The organism is Anatilimnocola floriformis, assembly GCF_024256385.1.
Lineage (GTDB): Bacteria > Planctomycetota > Planctomycetia > Pirellulales > Pirellulaceae > Anatilimnocola > Anatilimnocola floriformis.
Map to the genome: position 1 here is coordinate 3,998,476 of NZ_JAMLFW010000001.1, position 22,857 is coordinate 4,021,332.

Consider the following 22,857-nt stretch of genomic DNA (forward strand, 5'->3'; position numbering starts at 1 on the left):
GTCCAAGGACCAACATTCCCAGTGGCAGGCGGCTGATTCCTCAAAATCGGACAGGTGCAGATGTCTCGCTGAGATACCAGCGGAACAGCTGCGGGTTGCAAGGAGTTCATCAGTCAACCGCATCGCACCAATCCTGCGACGACGGCCATGTAAGCCAATCACGAGTTGCCAGGCAGCTGCGTCAGTACATTTCATGCCCCAACGCGGGCAGCCTACTCCCTGCCCAATTCCTATCGAATCGGCGGCACTTGGCAGTTGAGAAAATGTGCCGGTAATTCCTTCGGTAACGAAAACGCGGGTAGCTACGGTCGTACCGCCTGTGCGGATTTTGAGACCGACCACACACCCCTCCAATAGGGCAGCGACAGTATGTCGGCGGCGGAAACTAGGCTATCGCGAGCGACCTAGGCAACTACTTGTGGGGGGGCGGCAGTTCCTGGCACCGGTTAGTGAAAATCTCGGACTTTTTTACAAAAAACTCGCATAAATACACGTGATGCTGTAGCAATTACACTAGTGACAGCTACAATCAGCCCCGACTACGGCATTTTGTAGCGATTTTGCCGGGCCTCGATCTCTCCCCCAATCCATTGCTCTCTCCAGGATTTGTCGATGCGTATTTCCCTGCGCGATCGTTTGGCTCTCTCCTCGAAAAAGTCCGTTCAGCAAAGCCAAAAAGCGAATCGCGATCGCCGTCGCCGCGTCTTCTTCGAATCGCTCGAAGAGCGAAATCTAATGGCAGCCGATGCCATTAATGACGCGGGCACGACCAATGAAAACACGATCCTGACGACGGTTTCGCCAGCGACGACCAGTTTGCTGACGAATGACACGGGAACCAACTTGACCGTTGTCGCATTCACGTCAACCAGCGTTCAAGGAGCAGCGGTGAGCGTGGCTCCGGGGGGGACATTTTCCTACAACCCCACGACGAGCACCTCGCTGCAAGCGCTGGGGAACTCGCAAAACCAGTCCGACACATTTGCCTATGCCGTGAGCGAAGGGCCGGTGACCGAAGGCTTCCTTGTTAAGACTTACTTGCAAGGCACTGGCAATCTCGGCGCGGTTGATTCGTTCCTGGCTGGCAATCCAGCACCAATGAACACCGCGACGAGGCCGGTGGTCAATTTCTTCCAGACCGATGTGGGGCAATCGCACTTCATTGGTGCAGGCGGCGCTTCGCCCCTCGATGACGAAACCACCGTGCCCGGTTTGCCTGCCGGCGATCAAGACAACTACGTAGTCGAAGCCACGACTTCAATTTGGATTCCGGCCGCTGGCCGCTACACCTTCGCCGTGAACAGCGACGATGGCTTTGGTTTGTCGATCACGGGCGCGAACTTGCTGAATACCTTTGGCGCCCTCGATGGCGCGAGCACGCTCGGCGTGAGTGGACGCCAGATTTTCTTCAATGGCCGTGGCGCGACCGACACGTTTGGCGTGTGGGATTTTCCGACGGCCGGCTTGTATCCGCTCCGCCTGGTGAACTGGGAAGGTGGCGGTGGTTCGTCGGTAGAAATGTTCGCAGCCCGCGGCGACTTTACGACGGCTGGCACGTTTGCCGCAGCGCAAACGGCAGGTGCTCAGTGGCGGTTAGTAGGCGATACGTTCGATGCAAATGGCATCCGTGCAATTTCGCCGGCGACATCGACCGACTCGGCGATTGTGAATATCAACGTCACCGGTGTGAACGGCGCGCCAGTGGCAAATCCGGATACTTACGCCACCAACGAAGATACAGCGATCTCGGTGCCGGTGTTGCTCGAAGTGCCGGGGATGAACGTTGCCGTTTATAACCAGCAAGGCGCTGAAACGGGCTATGGAACCATGGCGGGCGCCGATGCTGTTCGCAACACTGTGGGCCGATTGCCGAATCAAACGGGCACGGTGCTGCAAGCCGACTTCCTGGGCAACGGTGGTAGCCCGCACTTTGCCGGCGGCAGTACGTTTGCAGGGACTGGCGGCGACAACTATGCGGTGTATCTGACTGGCACACTGCGGGTCGCGACCAGCGGCACTTATACCTTTGGCGTGAATTCGGATGACAATTCCCGAATTCGCATCAACATGGGCGCCGGGCTAACCACGGTGGCGCAGCACACCGGTTGCTGCTCCGACCAATTCGGCACGCCAGTCTCGTTGGCCGCGGGCGACTATCCGTTCGAAGCGATGTACACCGAAGGTGGTGGCGGCGACTACGGCGAGTTCTTCTACGCGCCCGGTTCGTTCGCAGCCTTTGATCCAGCGTTCAAACTGCTCGGCGATTCTTCGGGCGGCATCTCGTCATTCTCCAGCATCACGCGACCTGGCGTGCTCGGGAACGACACCGATGAAGAAGCCAGCAATGGCAACGCCACGCAAAGTCTCACGGTCACTCAAGTCAGCGGCACCGGCGGCCTGACGGGCTTCAGCTCGATGGGCGCCAAGGTGACCATGAATGCCAATGGAAGCTTCTCGTACGATCCCAATCAGCCGGGATCGGCAGTGCAAGGTCTCGCGGCTGGCCAAGTGGCGGTCGACACGTTTACCTACACGGTTTCGGACAACGCTCCCGGCGGCGCGCTGACGACTACGGGCACGGCAAGCGTTACGGTCACCGGTCGGAATGATTTGCCGACGACCAAGACCGATTCGTATGTGACCGACGAAAACACCAAGCTGAATCTGACCGACTACGACAAGGCTTCGCCGCGCAACAACATCGGCGACCTGACGCCGGCGACCACCGACGACGGCGTGCTGGTGAATGACACCGACGTTGACGTGAACGATACGCTGCAGGTTTACACCGCCAACGGCGCCAAGTTGTCGGGCAACGTTGGTACGCTGGGCGATGGCTTTACGACGTTCACCACGGCCAAGGGCGCCACGGTCAAGATCAACGACGACGGCACGTTCTCCTACGATCCAACGACCTCCAAGACACTGCAAGCGCTGAGCACCGGTGACTCGACCACCGATACGTTTAACTACACGGTGACCGACGGCAGCCTGGCCCCGGGCCTGACCGTGAAGGTTTATCAACCGTCTGGCGCGGGTGACCTGGCGGGCACCGATGCGTTTCTCGCCGGCGCGCGACCGAACGAAAAATTCAACGGCCCGCGCTCGACCGTGAACTTTTTGAACACCGGCGCTGCCGGGCAGTTCAATGGCGCTGGCACCGCCTCGCCGATGGATGACGAAACCAATGTGCCGGGCCTGGGCGCTGGTGATCAAGACAACTTCGTCATCGAAGTGACGGGCAAGATCTTCATTCCGTCGGCTGGTGACTACACCTTCTCGGTCAACAGCGATGACGGATTCGGTTTGACGTTCTCGGGCGGTCCGGGGACCGTCAACTTGACGACCGTCGCTGGCGACAACGATGGCACGAGCACCACGGGCACTGCCGCTCCTCGCCTGCGTCGATCGACGGGCCGTGGCTCGGTCGATACCTTCGGCGTGTTTAATTTCTCGGCGCCAGGTTATTACGATTTGAATCTGGTGAACTGGGAAGGGAACGGCGGTGCAAATCTCGAGTTCTACGGAGCTCCCGGCGCGTTCACTTCATTCGCCGCGACGAACACCTGGCACCTCGTCGGTGATACCGACAATGGCGGCCTGGCCACCACACAAACCGCTCCTAACGAAATCAGCGGCACGGTGAACTTCACGATTAACGGCGTGAATACAGCGCCGGTTGCAAACACCGACACGTACACGACCAACGAAGACACGGCGCTGAATATTCCGGTCATCACACCCGTGCCGGGTATGAATGTCGCGGTGTTTCAAGGGACCAACGCCGGGATCGCCAGTATCGACGCGGCGCGGACTGGCGTGCCGTCGAATACGGGCACGGTGCTGGTTGCCGACTTCATCGGCAACGGTGGTAGCCCTCACTTCGTGGGCGGCAGTGCTTTCCCTGGCACTGGCGGCGACAACTATGGTGTGCTGATCACGGGCACGTTGCGCGTGAACACGGCTGGCACCTACACCTTTGGTGTGAACAGCGACGACGCCTCGCGGATTCGCATCGATCTCAACAAGAACGGCACGATTGCCACCGACGGCACCGAAGACGTTGCATTTTTGCCCAACTGCTGCACCGATAACATCGGCGCACCGGTCACGCTGGCCGTCGGCGACTATCCGTTTGAAGCCATGTACACCGAAGGTGGTGGTGGTGACTACGGCGAGTTCTTCTATGCCCCAGGCTCAAAGACTGCCTTCGATAGCTCATTCAAACTGATCGGCGACGCTTCCGGCGGTATTGCCTCGATCTCTGCCTTCGTGCCGACCGGTCTGCTGGGGAATGACACCGACGAAGAAATTGCCAACGGCAATGCTGCGCAGAATCTGACCGTCACGCAATTGAATGGCGGCGGCCTCACCGGCTTCAGCACGCTGGGCGCGAAAGTGACGCTCAATGCCGATGGCAGCTTCACCTACGATCCGAACCAAGCGGGTTCGAAGGTGCAGGCGTTGCAGAACGGTCAGGTCGCAACGGATACGTTCACCTACACGGTGACGGACAATGCCGCGACGAACAAACTCAGCACGGTCGGCAACGTGAATATCACGGTCACCGGCAAGAACGATCTGACGATCGTGCAGAACAACAGCTACGCGACCAACGAAGACACAAACATCGTCACGACCGATCGTGATGTGCTCGTGCCGCGCGACAACATCGGCGATCTGACTCCCGCCAATACTGCCGATGACGGCGTGTTGGTGAATGACACCGACATCGACAACCTCGATGTGCTGGAAGTTCGCACACTGCAAGGCAACTTGCTGAGTGGCACGATTGGCACGCTGGGGAATGGTTCGGCCACCGCGCTGACCACGCTCGGCGCGTCGATCACCATGAACGACGATGGCACGTTCACTTACAACCCGAGCGGCTCGAGCAAGCTGCAGAATCTGGGCGCTGGTCAAACGTTGATTGATTCGTTCACCTACACGGCGACCGACAATCAGCTGGTCTTTGACCCGAATCTGAATGTGCAGGTTTACAACCAGCAGTCGGGCGAAACGATCAATGGCGGAGAGGCGAATGCCGACCTCGTGCGCGGCAGCCGCGCACCGAATTACTCAGGCACGATTCAACAAGCCGATGTCATCGGTCAGCCGGGCGGCAACTTCGCCGTCAACAACACGCTGCCCGGTACCGCGAACAACACCGAAAACTACGCGGTCTTCATCAACGGCGTGCTGCGAGTAACGGTTGCCGGCGTTTATACCTTCGGCATTCAGAGCGACGACTTCTCGCGCATTCGTATCGACTTGAATGGCAACGGCAATCCTCTGGATGACCCGAGCATCGTGACGTCGGGTTGCTGTGCGAATTCGTTTGGTCAGGTCACTCTGGCGGTGGGCGACTATCCGTTCGAGGCCATGTACACCGAAGGTGGCGGCGGCGATTACGGCGAGTTCTTCTATGCCCCCGGCTCGAAGACTGCCTTCGATAGTTCATTCAAGCTGATCGGCGACCAAACGGGGACGATCCTCGGCGGCCGCATGGCGATTACCGACTTCCCCGCTACGGTGAATATCACGGTCACGGGCGTGAACGACGCGCCAGTGGCCGTCAATGATCCCGGCTATGCCGTGAATCCGTACGTGACAAGTGAGAACTCGTCGCTGGTAGTGACGGCCAACTTGGTGCCCGGCGTAAACGTCTTCGTCTACAACCAACAAGCGGGCGAAGGCTATGGAACGTTTGCGGGAGCAGACGCGGTTCGCGGCACTCGCGCGCCGAATTACACCGGCACGATCGCGCAAGCTGACATCATTGGCCAGCCCGGTGGCCACTTCAACGTCGACAACACCCTGCCAGGCATTGCTAACAACACCGAACAATATGCGGTGTATGTGACCGGCATTTTGCGAGTGACGACGGGCGGGGTTTACACCTTCGGCACGTTCAGCGACGACAACTCACGCATTCGCATCGATCTCAATCACAACGGTGACCCCAATGACGATGCCAACGTCGTCACGCAGGGTGGTTGCTGCGGCGACGTCTTCGGCCAAGCCACGCTCGCTCCTGGCGACTATAAGTTCGAAGCGATGTACACCGAAGGCGGCGGCGGCGACTACGGCGAGTTCTTCTACGCTCCGGGCACGAAGACTGCGTTTGACAGCAGCTTCAAGCTGATCGGCGATGCGTCAGGCGGTATCGCTTCGTATAGCTCTATTAACGGCTTGATGACCAACGATAGCGACCGTGACATCGGCGATACGATCTCGGTCGATACGGCGACCATCATTTCGACCAATGGCGCCACGATCACACCGCTGGCCAACGGTTCGTTCACCTACAACCCAGCCACATCGCAGGCCGCGCAGGTTCTGAAAGACGGTCAGACGCTGGTCGACACGTTCAATTACATTCTGCGCGATTCGCAAGGTGGGACCTCGACGGCCACGGTGACCGTCACCGTCACCGGCGTATCCGATCCCGCCTTTGATCGCTACACCGCGACGGAAGACATCAACCTGACGGTGCCGGCCGGAACGGGCGTGCTGGCCAATGATGCGTTGCCAGGCAACCCGGCCTTTGAAGTGGTTCGCGCCAACAACACGAACCTCAGTGGCGTGATCGGGACTTCGGGAGACGGCACCGCAACCATCACGACGACCGCGGGGGGCCAGGTCGTGATCAACGACAACGGCAGCTTCACGTACAACCAGCAGGGCGTGTTCAACAGCTTGCCGGTCGGGCAGACCGCTCAAGACACCTTCACCTATGTGGTTGGTGGCGCAACAGCGCCGGGAGTGCTGACCAATCAGTCCGGCGCTTCGGCATTCACCGTTCTGGACAACGATTTGCTCACCGGCATCACACCGGTGATCACCGGCAATACGCTGCAAGGCCAGGAAGGAACGTCGAGCAATCCAGCCACCCTGACCAACGGCACGTACGGGCCGGCGGGAGCAGCCGGCAATCTGGCGACGTTCGCTTCGCAGGCGGTATCGATCAGCAACGGCACGACGCTGACTTACAACCTCGACACCGCGACGTATCCGCTGGGCTACGACATCTCGTCGATCGCGGTCTATGCGGGTTGGCAAGACAATGGCCGCGACAACCAAGACTACACGGTGCAGTATTCGCTCGTGGGCTCTCCTGGAACCTTCACGGACTTCATCCCGACGGTTTCGTTCGCGCCGGGCAATCCGCCGAACGGACAAACGGCGATCAACTCGCCGACAGGATTCTTGCAAACCGGCGTCGCGGCAATTCGCTTCGTCTTCGGCAATCAAGAGAACGGCTACGTCGGTTATCGCGAACTGGATGTCACTGGTAACCCGCGGATGACAACCACTGTCAACATCACCGTCAACGGTGTGAACGATGCGCCAACCGCGGAAGCCAATGGGCCGTATTCGATTGGCGCTGGTCAATCCTTGAACGTCAGCGCGGTCGGTTCGGGCGACGTTGATACGGGCACGGTCTTGAGCTATCGCTGGGATCTCGACAACGACGGCATCACCGATTTCACGACCGCCAGTCAAACGGCCACGATTCCGTGGAGCGTGCTGCAAGGTGTAGCCACTCCGCTGGGACCAGGCGCGCACACCATTCGTCTGGTCGTCAGCGATGGTTTGCTAACCGCGACCGACACGGCGATTCTCAACATCAGCGATACGTTCACCTACTCACCAGTTCAAGACGGCGTGGCCGATGGTTACTTGCTGATTTTGAACGCGGCGCAGACGACCATCGAAATTCGCGACATCGCGACCAACGCGCTGCTGAGCAGCGTGCCGAAGGCTGGCACCAATGGCGTGGCGTTTGTCGGTACGACCGACAACGACACGCTGATCATCGACTACGCCAACACGACGCCGATTCCGGCGCTCAATGGTGTGAGTTTCAACAGCGGTGGCGGCACCGATACGTTCAGCGTGCGGAACGGAACGGCTACGAATGTGACGCAGACCTACACAACCGATCTCGACGGCTCGATGAATATCGATGGCCGGATTGTGAATTACACGGGCAACGAATCGATCACCGATTTGTTGACCGCGGCGACTCGCGTCTTTACTTATAACGGCGCCGCCGAAACCATCGCGCTCGCCAACCTGGTGGCCGGCACTTCGCTGCAGATCGATTCGTCGATTGGTGCGAATACCAACTTCAACAAGCCGACCGATGCACTCGTCGTGAACCTGAGCACCGGCAGCGCCGACACGCTCAACATTGGGGCCGCTACGCTCACGGGCAACTTCACCGTGAACGGCAGCGACGGCAACGATGCAGTGAACTTCAATGGTGCAGTAGCTGTAACCGCCGGTGCGACCTTGCCGGGTCTGGTGACGATCAGCGGCGGCAACATGGCGTTTGCGAACACGGGTTCGATCACCACGCCGAACAACGTGGTGCTGACCTCCGGCGGCGCGATCAGCACGGCTGGTACGAATGTCGATGTGTCGGCAGCCACGCTCACCGCGTCGGCCGTTACCGGCATCGATCTCGATACCACGGTCGCCACGCTGAATGGTACGACGAGCGGCGCGGGAGCGATTCGCTTCGACGAAACCAATGCGGTGACCGTGCAAAACGTCGTGGCAGCCAATGGCGCAGTGACCATCACCACCGCCACGGCTGGCGATGTGACGGTTGAAAATCTGAGCTCGGGCACCGCCGCTACGAACATCACCGTGAACAACGGCAACCTCGTGAGTGGCGCTGCCGATGCTGGCGTTGCCGACATTGTCGCAGGCACGCTGACCATCTCGCTCAGCACGGGCGCTCACACCATCGGCACGAGCGCTGCCAACCGACTCGAAATCAACGCCGTGCAGTTGCAAGCAAATATCGCGGGCGGCACGAACAACTCGGCCTGGATTCTTGATACCGCTGGCGGCCTACAGATGAACGATTCATCGATGGGCGCGACCGGCACTACGGTCTTCGACCTGCGTGTTCTCAACGGCAGCTTGACGAGTGTCGCTGGTGGCAACGCCGACGTGCGAGCCATTCAAGTGATTCTCGAAGTGACCGGTGCGACGAGCACCATCGGCACCTCGGAAGCCTTGCCGCTGGAAATCAACGCCGCGACGCTCGCAGCCACGGCGATCTTGAATGTGCTCACGCCGGGCGCAGTGACCAATCCGGTTTACATCCGCGATGTTTCCGATGACCTGCCGATCGGCACGATCAGCGCCGGCCTGGCCGATGTCTTCTTGACCTCGACGGCTGGTTCGATCATCGATACCGCCAACGATGCGGTGCTCGACATCACAGCAGGCCGATTGGTCCTCGCGACGACCGCCGCTGGCGGTGGCATTGGTGTGACCAATGGCGACTTGGAATTGCAAGTTGGTGCGCTCGAAGCCACGGCCGGCACGGGCGGCATTTTCCTGAACAACACAGGCAATGTCACGATCGGTGGCATTAGCACCGCAGTTGGCATGAGTGCCACGGGTGGCGACATTGTGCTCACCGGCACTGGCTCGATCGCCGTGACGGAGAACATTACCGCGACTGGCGCTGGAACCGATGTGTTCCTCACCACGACCGACGCAGCCTCGGCGGGGCAAGACATCACCTCGATTGCCGGCGCGACGATTTCGAGCGCCGCAGGGTTGATCTTGATCAACGCCGGCGACAACGGCGTCTTCAACGGCGACCTGTCGTCTTCGAGCACGGTGACGATCAACGTCGACGTCGGCCCCGCGGCCACCGACGCAGCCGGCGCTGCGGCCACGGCTGGCGGCGTGACCACTGCTCCGGGCGGTGCGTTCCTCAACGGCAACGTCAACAACGACACGTTTACCGTCAAACCTTCCAGCACTGCGGCCTTCACGGTGAACGGCAACTTGCCGACGACGTTCCCCGGCGACACCCTGAGCCTGGACCTGACCGGAACCACCAATCCAGTGCTGACGATCGGCAGCCCGGGCTCCGGCTCTTGGAGCTTTGGTGCTCCGAATCGTCCGGTGACTTACACGAGCATCGAAAATGTGAACGTGGTCGGGGCAACGCTCTACGACCTTGTGCTCGACGCCAACACCTCGTCGTTCGGCAATACCAACGTCGACGACCTAATTTCGATTCGCAAGTCGGGCACGACGCTCATCGTCGAACGGACTGGATCGAATGCCGTGCCGGATGACGATGACGTCGGCCTGATCTTCCAAGGAGATATGGCCAGCATTTTGTCGTTCACCTACATCGGCAGCAACGACAACGACACCGTCACGGTGAGCGATTCGGGCGGCATGCTCGACTTCCAAGGGAGCGTGCCCGGTGTGCCAAACAATCCGAACATCCCTGGCGCTGCGGACTTCTTCTTCGACGGCCGAGCTGGCAGCGACAAGCTTGTTTACAACCTGACCGGCGCGAACGCAGCCTTCACCTATGCGATTGGCGATGGCAGCGGCACACCGATGGCGAGCGGCGAAGTGCAAAGCACTTCGGGCGCGAGCGGAACACTGCTCACCTACTTTGCCAACACGGAACTGGTTCAATCGGTTGCCGCGGGCAATGCGACGTTGCTCGGCGATGCAAATGCCAACCTGATGAGCATCGCCCCCTTCGGCAACAACACCCGGGCCACGGTCGCGGGCTTCACGCCGCTGGAACTCACCGGCAACAACGTCGGTGCGGGCATCGGTGTGAGTGGTGCTGCGGGCGCTGACACGCTCGAGCTCATTGGCATCGGCAGCAATCAAAGCAATCCGCTGGCCATCACGCTTAGTGGCGATGCGGACGCGGATATCATTCGCGTTCATTCGACCAGCGGTAACACGGGCACCGTCACGCTGATCGGCGGCACCGGCAACGATCAATTCCAGCTCTACAACGTCCTGAACACGGTCGATTCGATCGCTGGACAAGTTGTGGTTGACGGTACGGATGGAAACATCGCGGCCAACAACGACACGCTGACGATCATCGACAGCGGCGACACGACTGCCGACAACGTGCTGATCTCAGCCGTCAATCCGGCAACGAGCGGCGACTATCAAATCGACGGCATTAACAGCGTCGCGGGGAGCGATGTTGTCTTCCGCAATGTCGATACGCTGGTCTACACGGCCACGCAAGGCAACGACACCATCGATACGCAGTTGACTCGCACCACACCAGTCAGCGATCTGTCGTTTGTCACCGTCAACGGCTGGCTGGGCGCAGATCAGTTCCTGCTGTTCACCTCCGATCAGGCTGGCGGCACGGGCCCGACGCCCACCGGCATGTCGAGTGGTGTGGCGATCGTCAATCTCAACGGCGACGCGCCGGGGAATCCGAACGGCGCGGACGGCAACGATGTCTTTGGTCAAACGGGACCGGGCATCATCGGCACTGGCGCTAGCAACACGGGTTTGACCGTGGCCGACAGCGTTCGCGGCATTCGGCCGAGCACCTCGACGGCGATCAACATCAACGGCGGTCAACCGACCGGCCCGGCGGTTCCGACGGGTGATACCGTCGGCGACGTTTTGAATCTCGATCTGTCCGGCCTGCCGGGTTCATCGGCGATCATTCTGCCGACGGTCTCTGGAATTGTCGGAGCCACCGGCTTGCAGCCGTTGTCGTACGCTCAGATCGAAGATCTCAACCTGATCGTCAACAACCAGCTGATCAACGTGCAGATGGGCGATACCTTCGTCCGCGGCACGGCTGGCTCGGACACGATCATCTTCTCGAAGAATGTTACGACCGGCAGCGATCCCAACGCCGTGCGGGTGCGAGTTAACAACCTGGTGGTGGACTTGATTCTGTCCGGCAAGACGTTGACGTATGCTGGTGCTTCAAACGACTTCGTGAACCAGGCCAACGTCGATCGCCCAGCTGAAATCTACGGCGAGGCGGGTGACGACTACATCTCGGGCGCGGGCGCCAACGACTTCCTCGTCGGTGGCACCGGAGCTGACCAGATCAATGGCGGTGGCGGCGACAATGTGATCTGGGGCGACAACTCACCGACGCTGCCGGGCGACCCCAATCCGCAAGATGGGGCCATCGGTGGCAACGACATTCTTAGTGGCCTCGACGGCAACGACGTCTTCTACGGCGGCGCCGGCGATGATCAGATCAGTGCAGGTGGCGGCAACGACTACGTTAGCGGCGGACAAGGAAACGACATCATCGCTGGTGCAGCCGGCGACGATCGCCTCTACGGCGGCGCCGGAAATGATGTTCTCGGCGGCGGCGAAGGGAACGACCTGCTGAGCGGCGGTGAGGGGAACGATCAGTTGCTCGGCAACTCGGGCAACGACGTGCTAATCGGCGGCGGTGGAGCCGATCAGATCGATGCCGGTAGCGGCAACGATTTGATCATTGGTGGCCGAGTGGCGAATGAGAACTCCAGCTTCACTTCGGTGGCCAGCACCAGCACCTTCGGTGCTGCCACCTATAGCAACCCCACCGATAACGATGCCGCGTTGCTGACCCTGCTCACGCAATGGGCCGCAACCAAGGATCTGTCGAGCTTGGGAATCATCACCCACGACGGAGCCACCGACAGACTGATCGGCAGTGTCGGCGACGACACGTTCAACTGGGAGTCGATCGACCTGGCAGGCTCTTCGAACTTGGTTGCCCCCTCGGACTTCAACGCTTTTGGAATGGGAACCGATGTCCGTATCGGACCAAATTCGTAGAGCATTCGCCTGAACTTCATCAGAACTTCAAGGCGTATTCGTCAAAACGCTAGCAGTTCCAGATCGAAACTGGGCTGCTAGCGACAGGTTGTTGGCTCTTTTGGGCTGCTGTTTCCCGCCAAATCCATCGCAGTAAGTCATTGCGTAGCAGAAACTTGCCGCAAATGCACAATTCACCTACTTTCCTCGGCGCGTAGCGGCCGGTTACAATTTCACCGTGTTGGCGACGCGAATGCGTCACGCATGCTTGGCAGCGAAAGTCGGGCGACCAGGAAGCTGCTAGAAAAGGAAATAAACCATGCCGTCCACCCTCGAACCAAAAAACAGCTTTGTGAACTCGAACCTCTCCACACCGGAAATCGCCACTCACTACGTCGATGCTGCCGAGTTTCGTCGGCTCATCGTTTCGAACCGCCGCATGGAGCGGGCCGATAACTTTGCTCCCAAGATGCGCGGCCTCCGCGATTTGAAAACCGGCGAGTTGTTCCTCACCGACGAACGTTGGTTGATCGACGGCAAGCGCTAAACGCGTTCGCCATCCTTTATGCCTGGCCAAGAAACATCAACGGCCGGCTGACCATCAGGTCAGCCGGCCGTTTTTATTGGCTCCGGCCTGTTGCCGGGTAAGTGAGTCGGTAAATGCCAGGACCCTGGCTATTCGAAAGCGGCGTCGGGCCGCGAGTTCTCTCTGAGCTGTAGTTGGCTCAACATGAGAAGTAAAAAGCAGTTGATGTGCCAAACTTCCTGGCGATCAATCAACAAAATCGCAAATGAAGATGCGATTTGGCTTTAGAGCAATTTCGGCCGCGCATTGAATTTTGCAGCGCTCGCACGGCCGAGAAAAACCGTCTCAAAACGATGGCGCTTTGGCTCGATTTGATACTTGCTGATCGCCGGCGTGGCGCGAGTTACTGTTTCAGCGTCGTGATCCAGAGGAACGGCCGATCGGCTTCGTCGACGCGCAGCTCGCACTTCAGCTTCGCCTGGAATAACAGTTTCTCCAGGATGCTTTTGTAGTATGTGTTCATTCTCGGCAGCGAGACCTTCGTCGTGGCCATATCAATCTGCTGCTTGGCCAGGTTGTTCTGATCGATGATCATCGGCACGTTCAACCGGCCGCGGATGGCTTCGAGCGGTTCAGCGATCGGCCTGTCGACCACTTCGACGTTGAGGAACTTGAAAAAGTCGGGCAGGGTCTCTTTGGGATTGGATTTGCTCGGCCAGCCAACGGGCCAGACTTGCTTGGCGGCTTGCGAATCGACGACCCGCAGTTGCACGTCGTTGCCGACCTTGATCGGTGTCATGACGAGGCCCAGTGGGCGAATCGCCGCGGCGAGCGCGGTGCCAGCCGACATGCCGATGAGTTCGTCGGCGACTTTTTCATCGCCGAATTGGCCGCGGACGGCGGGATCGACCGTTAGTTTCAAATCGACGACGGCGGCGATTCCTTGCACCACTTCCTTGGTCGTTTTGCCAGCCGTGGTGAAATTGAGTTTCTTGGCCAGGTCCTCATGCACGGCAACCAGTTCCTTCGGCACGAGGCCGAAGGCGCCGGACTTGGCATTTAAACCTTCTTCACCGCCGGCTTGGAGTTTCTCGAGCCACTTCTTGATATTGGCCGAGCTGCCGGGGCCGAAGTTGCCGTTCGGCAGCCGCAGGCGGTTGTCGCTGGTTAGCACGCCGGTCACTTCGTAGCTCAGATTGGCGCCGGTCCCATTCGCCTTCAGTCCAGCGCCGTCACTCGCCTGACCGCCGCGAACTCGCACGCCGCTAAAGCCGACCTTCTCGAGCATCGGCAACCATTCGCGGATCACTTCCTGCGGCAGGCCGGGCTCCGTGACCACTTCGAGGCTCACGCGCGGCCCTTGCGCAAAGGCCGAGCCAGCCGCAAAAACGGCGACGATCGCAATCAGCTGCGGAACAAACTGCTTCGCCGTCATAAACAAGTCTCCCGAGATAGCGGCCCCAGCGCACGCAATTATATGGCACGACGGAGCCGCGCTGCCCAGTAAATCTTCTCTCGCTAGCAAATCTCCCCTCGTTGCGAAGCTGCGTAAGCTGCTCAAGATGCCGGTCGTAGCGGATATTCGTTCAATGCCGATCGAACCGCCTGCCGATGGAAACATCATTGGCAGCTCGACCCAGTCGCGGCACATCTGGCAGCCGGCTCCCGCACAGCCGGCCCACAGTGTCGCGATCCTAGCGCAGCGGCCAATCAATCAGCGAATTGCTCACAGGGGGGATATACATGATCCGTCGTTTGCTTCTGGCCCTCGCTTGCGCCTGCGTGATGGGCGTCGTGACCTCGGCGACCGAAGCCCAGGCCCAATACCCGACGTCTCGCGCCTACGGCCGAACTTGGGGCGGACAATACAGCCGCATGGACTGGGAACGGTTCTACCACTACCCCTACGTCTATTACCCGCAGAACTTCTACGGCAACGAGTACTATCGCAGCAGCGAAGACTTGTACTACCGCTATCCGCAAGAAATGCGGATCCCCACCTACAACCGCCAGTGGCAAAACGAATACCCGCAAGAACGCCGGTACCACTCGGGCCACCAGTTCATTCTGGATGTGTTCTAAGCAGGGGCGAGGGACGAGAGGCGAGAGACGAGGGGAAAGACCTGCTCCCTCGCCTCGGTACTCCGGGGAGAGGGTTGGGGTGAGGGGCTGTAGCTCTTTTGACCCAACCATTCTTTAAGCCGGTTTTCACAAATCATCGAGTGCACTCGCCGAGATTCATTCGTAGCGAGCAACGCACTCTCCAAGCAACTACAACCCCGCGGCTACGCACCCTGAGCAAGTGCATGGCAGCGGGGTTGTGGCTTTTGATCACGCAGGACAAACGATTGGTCCGTCTTACCCAGTGAACGACGATATACTGAAAGACGATGTCGCCAGACTCCACGCCCGCCGAACTCTCCACCGACCCCATTCTCGGGAGTTACTGGGCCGTTGCGCTCATCGCGTTGGGGCTCATCGCGCTGCTCGCACTCGGGCCGCGCTACGGTCGACTGAGTTGGCCACGCAAAGCAGTCCTCACTGTCTTGCGATTGCTCATCATCGGTCTGGTGGTGATCGCGCTGCTGCGGCCGACGAAATTGACCACGGTCAAAACGCCGCGGTCCAGCGTAGTGATTGTTATGGTCGACACCAGTCGCAGCATGCTCTTGCCGAATGGCAAAGATGAAATGACTCGCTGGCAGGCCCTGCAAAAGACCATCGACAAAGTCAAATCGCAGCTCGTCAACCCTGGTCCGGATCTCGAGCTACGCACCTATACCTACGACTCGCGCTTGCATCCCTGGCAGATCGTCAATGGTCAGCTGCAACTCCCCGAGAAGCCGACCGGCGAACAGACCGACGTCGGCACCTCGCTCTATCAAGCGTTGCTCCCCGAGCAAGGCAAACGGCTGGCCGCTGTCGTGTTGCTCGGCGATGGAGCGCAAACGGCTTTTGATCCGCAAATCGAAGTTCAAGAAGCGGGTCGCAAAATTCGCGACGATTTCGCAGCGCCGCTGTTTACCGTCACCTTCGGCCCTTCGGGCGATGCGGCCCAATCGCGCGATGTTGCCGTGGAGCGGCTCGATGAACAATTCACCGTCTTCGTAAAAAACGAAGTCGTCGTCAAAGGGCAGATCCGCGTGCGTGGTTACGCGCAAAAGAAAATTCCCGTCGAACTCTTTTTGGAAGACGCATCCGGCAACCGCCAAAGCCTCGGCAAGAAGGACATCGTCGCCACCGATGACATCAAGCCGATTGAAGTCGACTTCCCCATCACGCCCGAAAAGGTCGGCCATTTTCGCCTCACGATGCAAGCCGCGCTGCAGGACGGCGAGCTCGTGGCCAAGAACAATGCGTTGAGCGCTTATCTGACGGTGCTCGAAGGTGGCCTGCGGATTTTGTTTCTCGATGGCGAAAAAAGGTTCGAGCAGAAGTTTCTGCGCCGCGCGATCAATGCCTCGCCCGATATCGATCTCGACGATCGGATCCTCGATATCCGCGGCAAAAAAAATTGGCCCATCAACCTGAGCGAAGACTTGAAGCGCGACAAGTACGATGCCTACATCCTCGGCGAAGTCGACGCTGCCGCGCTCGGGCCGCAGCAGATGCAGCAGTTGGCGAGCAACGTCGCCGCTGGCAAAGGCCTGCTGATGATCGGTGGCCGCGGCAGCTTCGGCTGGGGCCATTATCGCGGCACGCCTATCGAGCAGCTGTTGCCGATCAGATTCAATGCAATCGAAGGAAGCGACGGCTTGAATGAATCGCAGCTGTCGCGTTTCTTTCTCGAAGGGCCGGTGACGATGGTGCCACAGCAGCATCCCATCACGCGGCTGGCCGGTGACACGCAAAATGCTGCCCTCTGGAAAAAGATCCCGCCGCTCGCCTGGGCGCATAAGTTTAATGGCTTGAAGAACGGGCCGGGCATTCGCGTGCTGATCGAATCTCCCGCCGGTGATCCGCTGCTGGTCAGCGGTGAATATGGCCGCGGTCGCGTGCTGGCCTTTGCCGGCGAATCGACCTACCGCTGGCCCATGCATGGCTTCGAGCAAGAGCACAAGCGGTTCTGGCGGCAGATTGTTCTGTGGTTGGTTCGCCGCGACGATCTCGATCGCGATGACGTGTGGATCAAGCTCGATCAACGTCGTTTCAATCCCGGCAGCCGCGTGCAGATCACGGCTGGCGCGCGGAGCAGCACCGGCGATGCAATCACCACGGCAACGCTCGATACGCAACTCGTCTTGCCCGGCGGCCAAAAGCAACCGATCCGGTTGTCGCTCGACGGCGAACAATACGTCGGCAGCGTCGAAGTAAAAACGCCCGGCGATTATGCGGTCGAACTGACGGCTACGCGGGAGAACCGCAAGCTCGGCAACGCCCGCGCGGAGTTTCTGGTTTTTGATCGCGACATCGAATTGAGCAATCCTGCCGCCGATCCCGCTCAGATGGCCGCCCTCGCCGATTGGACCAAAGACGACGGCGGTGGAGCGCTCGCGCCGGAACAACTCTCAGCGCAGATCGACGCCATTCGCAACCGCAAGAAGGAATATGAAATTCGTCAGACAAAATGGCAACTTGCCAGCACGTCGGGCGACGCTTGGCTCTTCTTCTGCTTGCTCGTCGGTCTGCTCGGAACGGACTGGTTCCTGCGCAAGAAGTGGGGGCTGGTTTAATGCACCGGCTCGCGACAGCGCTGCAGAAGCATCGCGGCATTCTGTTGCTGCTGCTATTCACACTCATCGTTCGCGGCAGCGTGCTGATTGCCCGCTTCGATGAACTGCGGGCCGATCCTGATGCGTATCATTTGATCGCGCACAACATGGTTCGCTTTGCCTGCTTCAGCATCGACGATCCCGCCGATGTGGCTGGTCGCAGTGGCGATCCTGCGCCTTCCGCCTATCGCCCGCCGCTATATCCAGTGATCCTCAGCAATCTGGCCATCGGCAAAGATCAGATCATTCACTACGAAAGAATCGCGCTGCTGCACCTTGGTCTGGGACTCGCGACTGTCTGGGTCACTTGGTTCATCGCTCACGCATTGCAACTCGGCTGGGCCAGCTACCTGGCAGGCGTGCTGGTGGCCTGCGATCCACTGCTGCTGAATCAGCAAACGCTGATCATGACCGAAACGCTCGCGGCGTTTTGCACGGTCGTGGCTTGGGGCCTGCTCGTTCGATTTGATTTCGATCGCAATTGGTGGAACGCGGCGCTCGCTGGCGGCGCGATCGGCCTCGCAGCACTCTGCCGACCGACCTACTTGCCTTGGATGGGCATTTCGGCCGTGGTTGCTTTTTGTTTGCAGCCTGGAGTGGTGTCGCGGCAGAAAAGAACGTCGCGCACAACGATAGCGAGCGCGCAGTGGGGCCTACGATTGCTCAATGCTGCCGCTTTGCTGGTCTTTGGTCTCGGCGTGATGTTCCCGTGGGCCTGGCGGAATTATCGGGAGTTTAAGAAGCCGATTCTGACAACCACTCACGGCGGTTACACGATTTATCTGGCGAACAATCGGCACTTCTACAAGTACTTGCGCGAGGACAAAACAGGTTTGCCCTGGGATCCGCGGCAGCGAACTAGCTGGGGACCGTATCGCGTTTCATTCCGCGATGAACGACGCGGTTTGATCAGTCCCACTACCGGACAGATGGTGAATCCGCCCGCGATTGACGGCGAGATTGGCTTGGACATCCAGCAACGGGAGTTGGCGCGGCAGGCGATGCTCGATGATCCCGCCGGCTTCTTGCTTGCTGCGACCTATCGAGTGCGTCAGTTCTGGTCGCCGCTCCCGTATCGCTTGACGGCCGATGAATCGCGCAGTCGAACGCTGCTCCGCTACGCGACTGCGGTTTGGTACCTCGCGGTTTATGCGCTCGCGCTCGTTGGCGTATGGCAGTTGCGCGGGAAGTTGCTCCGCTCGCCCTGGCTATTCGGTATTTTTCTGGTTGCCATCTTTAGCGGCGTGCATGTTTTCTACTGGAGCAATCTGCGGATGCGGGCGCCGATCATGCCAATCATTGCGGTCATTGCCGCGGTTGGTGCGTTACGGTTGCGTGAGTTGCGCTCACACGTACCACAAGTTCCAAACCAGGATCGCGCCGAAGTTGCCGGCGATCACGGCAAAGACTAGCCCCGCGGCCCAAACATCGAGAGCCGTGTGATACTGCTTCTGTAGCCGATCGACTACTTCGACGAGCAACAGCAGGCCGACTGCGACGAGCAAAGTCAGCAGCCAGTCGATCCAGAGTTCCGATAAGTCGCCACGCAGCCACAAGATCGAACCGGCCAACAGCCAAAATCCGCAGCCTGAGATCAAGCGATAACCAATTTGGCCGGCGGGAGCCACTCCGGCGATCGTGCCGATGAGTGCAGCGATCGTGAGCCAATACACGACTTGGATCTGATCGAGCCGATACGACGAGAGCATGCTGCAAAGGATGAGCGCATAGCAGACCACGGCCCAAGTGAGCGTGGACGCCAGTCGCCCCGAAATCCAACCGACAGCGATCCCAATCACCAACGTCGCAAAAAATCCCGTCGTCGCCGCGATCATCGCCCAGTCACCAAACAGCCGCACGTAGGCCAGCACCATGCTCGCGGTGAACATGGTAACGAGTAGCGAACGAAGGCTGTACTGACTGGCCGCCTTGAGCGGCGCGGTTTTGGCTGCGTGTGGTGTATCCATCGGTCGCTCCTGCTAGCTCCATTCTAGTTACGGCTGCAGTCAGTTGCCGCGCAACGCCGAAAGTGTGCGATCGACCCAATTGGTAAAGATCGAGTGCGCGGATTCGCCCGGATCGAATAGCGTACGCAGACGTTCTTTCGCCTGCACGTAACTCGCCGAGCCGGGCGTTCCCCAATGGTGCTCACGATTCTCCGCGCGTAACCCGGCGAGAACTTGCAGCGGCGGATAGGTGCCGAACTCGGCGCAGGCAAAAAGGTAGTCGTCTACGCCGCCGTGCGCCAAACACCACGGACCAAGGCCACCGCGCGCCAGATAGGCCACGCCTTGCGAATGGCTGGCTTCGTGCGAATCGGCACCCAGATGTTGATCGAGCCACGTTTGCTGAGCAACGGTCAGCGGCGAATCGATGAGCAACTTCGCCGTGCCCGCCGACCGAGGCCGCTGTGCAAATCGAAATGAACCACCCGCGGCGCACCGGCAACCCAGTCCGGCAGATGGGCGAGTAACAACTGCTGCGTTTCGCCCGGCTGCTTGCCGCCGAAGAACAATCCCTGCGGAAACTCGTACTGACCAGCAGCAATCGCCTGCTTCAAGCGCGGCATGCCGTGGCGCAACACTGCATAGGCAGCGCGCAGTTGAAACCAATCCCAGCGAGATTGAGGCGAACGCGGATTCAGCAGCGCGTCGAGCTCGGCATATCCATCCGGCGCTCCGGCGAACGGTTCACCCGGCAGCAGGAAGTTGCGATTCGGATCGATGTTGTCAGCATCGAACCGGCGCACATGGGCAAAGCCATAAGGATTCAGGGCATGAATCAGCACGAGCCTGACGCCGCGTAAATCCGCGTTGGCATGCAGCAGCGCGATTTGCAACGCCGCGCCAAAGAAGCCTTCCACACCATGCAAGCCGCTGGAGATGATCAGCGTAGGCAAGTCGCGCTGGTCGGTCGACCAGGCAACGTCGATCGTCAGCTCTTCATTCGCGGGTCCACGACTGCTAATCGGCAGCGCAGACCACTGCCACGATCGTGAATCGGCGGCAGTACGAAAATCTTCGCGGGCAACGAAGTAAGAACTGGGAAGCATTCCCACAGTTTAACCGGCGGCCGGAACAAATTTCTGATGGCTTATCCCGGCAGTGATTTGTTTGGTTCCGAAACGCAATTCAGGTACGATAATCGAGCATCTCGTCGGGTTGGCTTTCGCTGCTTCTTCTCTCGGAACATCGCCATGCCTGCTCAGGTTAGGGTTGCATGCAACCTCGTCCTCGGCCTTTCCCTGGCCCTGATTCTTCCTCCTCTCGGTCACGCCGCCGACCCTTTTGCCCCGGCGAATCCTACTCAGCAGGTCGCCGAGGAGCGAGCACGACAGCAACAGGCTCGCGAGGCCATGACTTTGCTCACGTTTGAGCAAGCCCTGCGCATGCCGATCAAGGGAGAACTCGATGGCGTCGAACTGCGAGATCTGATTTTGTGGTTGGCGGACGTTACGGAAATTCAGATTCAGATCGATTCGCCGGCACTACAGGAATTGAAGGTCGAGCCTTCGCAGGAAATCAAGTTGACGATTGGCGACAAACCGCTGCCGGCTTGGAAGGTCTTGGTCCTGGCGCTGCAGAAGGTGAATCCAAAACTTGTCGCGGTGCCGAGAAATGAGATGCTCGTTGTTACGTCCGAAGCCCGTTCGCATGTGACGAACGTTTACGACGTACGCGATATCCTGGATGCGAGCACGAAGGGCAAGTTGAGTCGTGACGAAGCCGGCGCCGCGCTCGTCAAGCACATCTTGGGCACCATCGCGGCCGATTCCTGGAAAGAAAAGGGAGGCAATGGACAGGCGACGATTTATCGAGATCTTCTGGTCGTCGAACAGTCGGCCCGCGTTCATTGGCTGATCCGCGAAGACTTGCTTGCCGTGCGAAACCGACAAGGGGCGGAAGACCCACTTACCAAAGAAACGGTCATGATCGCGGGACCATCGGAACGGGCCCAGGACCTCGTCCGCAGAAACGACCGTAATGGAGATGGCTTTCTGCAGTACGAGGAGTGCCCGGCAGCCGCTCAGCCCGACTTTGAGAAGTTCGATCAGGACCAGGACCGAAAATTGTCCGCCGCCGAAATCGACCGACTGATTCGAGCGAAGATTCGGCAACGCGTTCAGGAGCAAGCGCCATGAACTTCAAATTCCTCTCCGCAATCGTCGTGCTCATTACCATCTGCATCGGCAGTTTCACGGCGACGAAGGCCTGCGCGCAAGCCGACAAAGTAGCAGCGCTCGAAGCGGCACTGGGAGAAACGACCGTCGCGGAATTTGTCGAAACGCCGCTCGTGGACGTTTGCGATTTTTTTCGGGACATGCATGGACTGCAGCCGATCGAGATCGATAAGCCCGCTCTGAAGGAGCTCGGGCTGGCCGACAATCCAGCCATTACGGTCTGCATTCAACAATCGCTTCCCTTATACGCCGGGATGCGGCTGATTTTGGAAGGGCTTTCCGCTGATCTGGTGGCGGTTCCCAAAGACGATCGCCTCGTCATTACTTCCGCACCGAAGTCGTGGTGTACCGTGCGCTACGACGTTCACGATCTGGTCGCCGCGGCCGCCAAGGGGCGCGCGGCTGCAAGTAAACCCGAAGCCGAAGTGCTGCGCGATCTGATTGCGAATACCGTGTCGTCCAGCTCCTGGAAAGACGGCGGAGGCAAAGGGACGATCGCAGTCGACAAAGATGTGCTCGTGGTCCAGAACTTCGCGCGTCAGCAATGGGAAGTGCGTGACCTGTTGTCGTTGTTGCGCAAAGAACTGACTGCAGAAAAAGAGCCAAACCTGAAAACCGTCGGCGACAAGGTTCGGTCAGCGGCGCAGCGAATTTTCTCGCGTGGCGATACGAACGTCGACGGGTTGATCAGCGGCCCAGAACTCGAAGGATACAAGGGCTTCGATCGTGACCAGAACCAGCAGGTAACCCTGGAAGAGTGCATCCAATACGTGCGGGATATGAAAATCGCGCACGATCGCCGCAAGTAGCTGAACACAGCTCATCGGCCAGAGAGCTACTCTGGCCGTTTGCAG

General features: G+C 59.3%; 11 protein-coding genes. 7 read left to right on the top strand and 4 right to left on the bottom strand.

The features are described from left to right. Positions 1–612 precede the first annotated feature (612 nt). Together M9Q49_RS15370 and M9Q49_RS15375 are read left to right on the top strand one after the other, a co-directional pair. Positions 613–12,606 (top strand): PA14 domain-containing protein, encoded by an 11,994-nt coding sequence (locus M9Q49_RS15370; protein ID WP_254509681.1) that lies wholly within the window; start codon positions 613–615, stop codon positions 12,604–12,606. 298 nt (positions 12,607–12,904) lie between these two features. Continuing rightward, on the top strand, positions 12,905–13,132 hold the full coding sequence (locus tag M9Q49_RS15375; protein WP_254509682.1) for a hypothetical protein: 228 nt from the start codon (positions 12,905–12,907) through the stop codon (positions 13,130–13,132). Positions 13,133–13,514: 382 nt separating this feature from the next. On the opposite strand, the gene M9Q49_RS15380 is transcribed toward M9Q49_RS15375, so the two are convergent. After that, positions 13,515–14,546, bottom strand: a complete 1,032-nt coding sequence (locus M9Q49_RS15380; protein ID WP_254509683.1) for a hypothetical protein — start codon at positions 14,544–14,546, stop codon at positions 13,515–13,517. A 308-nt stretch (positions 14,547–14,854) separates the two neighbouring features. Between M9Q49_RS15380 and M9Q49_RS15385 the strand changes: the two genes are divergently transcribed. The 3 genes from M9Q49_RS15385 to M9Q49_RS15395 all read left to right on the top strand — a co-directional run bounded on the left by M9Q49_RS15385 (position 14,855) and on the right by M9Q49_RS15395 (position 19,235). Beyond that, positions 14,855–15,193, top strand: coding sequence for a calmodulin-binding protein (locus tag M9Q49_RS15385; RefSeq protein WP_254509684.1), 339 nt, complete (start codon positions 14,855–14,857; stop codon positions 15,191–15,193). A 308-nt stretch (positions 15,194–15,501) separates the two neighbouring features. Continuing rightward, on the top strand, positions 15,502–17,784 hold the full coding sequence (locus M9Q49_RS15390; protein ID WP_254509686.1) for a glutamine amidotransferase: 2,283 nt from the start codon (positions 15,502–15,504) through the stop codon (positions 17,782–17,784). After that, entirely contained in the window at positions 17,784–19,235 is a 1,452-nt protein-coding gene (locus M9Q49_RS15395; protein ID WP_254509688.1) for an ArnT family glycosyltransferase, read from the top strand. The genes M9Q49_RS15390 and M9Q49_RS15395 overlap by 1 nt, the downstream gene beginning before the upstream one ends. Here the strand turns inward: M9Q49_RS15395 and M9Q49_RS15400 are convergent. The 3 genes from M9Q49_RS15400 to M9Q49_RS15410 are packed head-to-tail and all read right to left on the bottom strand — an operon-like array spanning position 19,170 to position 20,875. Next, positions 19,170–19,790 carry a hypothetical protein gene (locus M9Q49_RS15400; RefSeq protein ID WP_254509690.1) on the bottom strand — a complete coding sequence of 207 codons (621 nt, stop codon included), beginning with the start codon at positions 19,788–19,790 and terminating at the stop codon, positions 19,170–19,172. The two genes, M9Q49_RS15395 and M9Q49_RS15400, sit on opposite strands and share 66 nt — an antisense overlap. 39 nt (positions 19,791–19,829) lie before the next feature. Continuing rightward, a complete protein-coding gene (locus tag M9Q49_RS15405; RefSeq protein WP_254509692.1) occupies positions 19,830–20,204 on the bottom strand; it encodes a DUF2817 domain-containing protein in 375 nt (124 codons plus the stop codon). Beyond that, on the bottom strand, positions 20,183–20,875 hold the full coding sequence (locus M9Q49_RS15410) for a M14 family metallopeptidase (protein ID WP_254509693.1): 693 nt from the start codon (positions 20,873–20,875) through the stop codon (positions 20,183–20,185). The genes M9Q49_RS15405 and M9Q49_RS15410 overlap by 22 nt, the downstream gene beginning before the upstream one ends. A 144-nt stretch (positions 20,876–21,019) precedes the next feature. Here M9Q49_RS15410 and M9Q49_RS15415 point away from each other — a divergent pair, with 144 nt between their 5' ends. Further along, entirely contained in the window at positions 21,020–21,964 is a 945-nt protein-coding gene (locus tag M9Q49_RS15415) for a hypothetical protein (protein WP_254509695.1), read from the top strand. After that, positions 21,961–22,812 carry a hypothetical protein gene (locus M9Q49_RS15420; protein WP_254509696.1) on the top strand — a complete coding sequence of 284 codons (852 nt, stop codon included), beginning with the start codon at positions 21,961–21,963 and terminating at the stop codon, positions 22,810–22,812. Before M9Q49_RS15415 ends, M9Q49_RS15420 begins: the two co-directional genes overlap by 4 nt. The last annotated feature ends 45 nt before the right edge of the window (positions 22,813–22,857 follow it).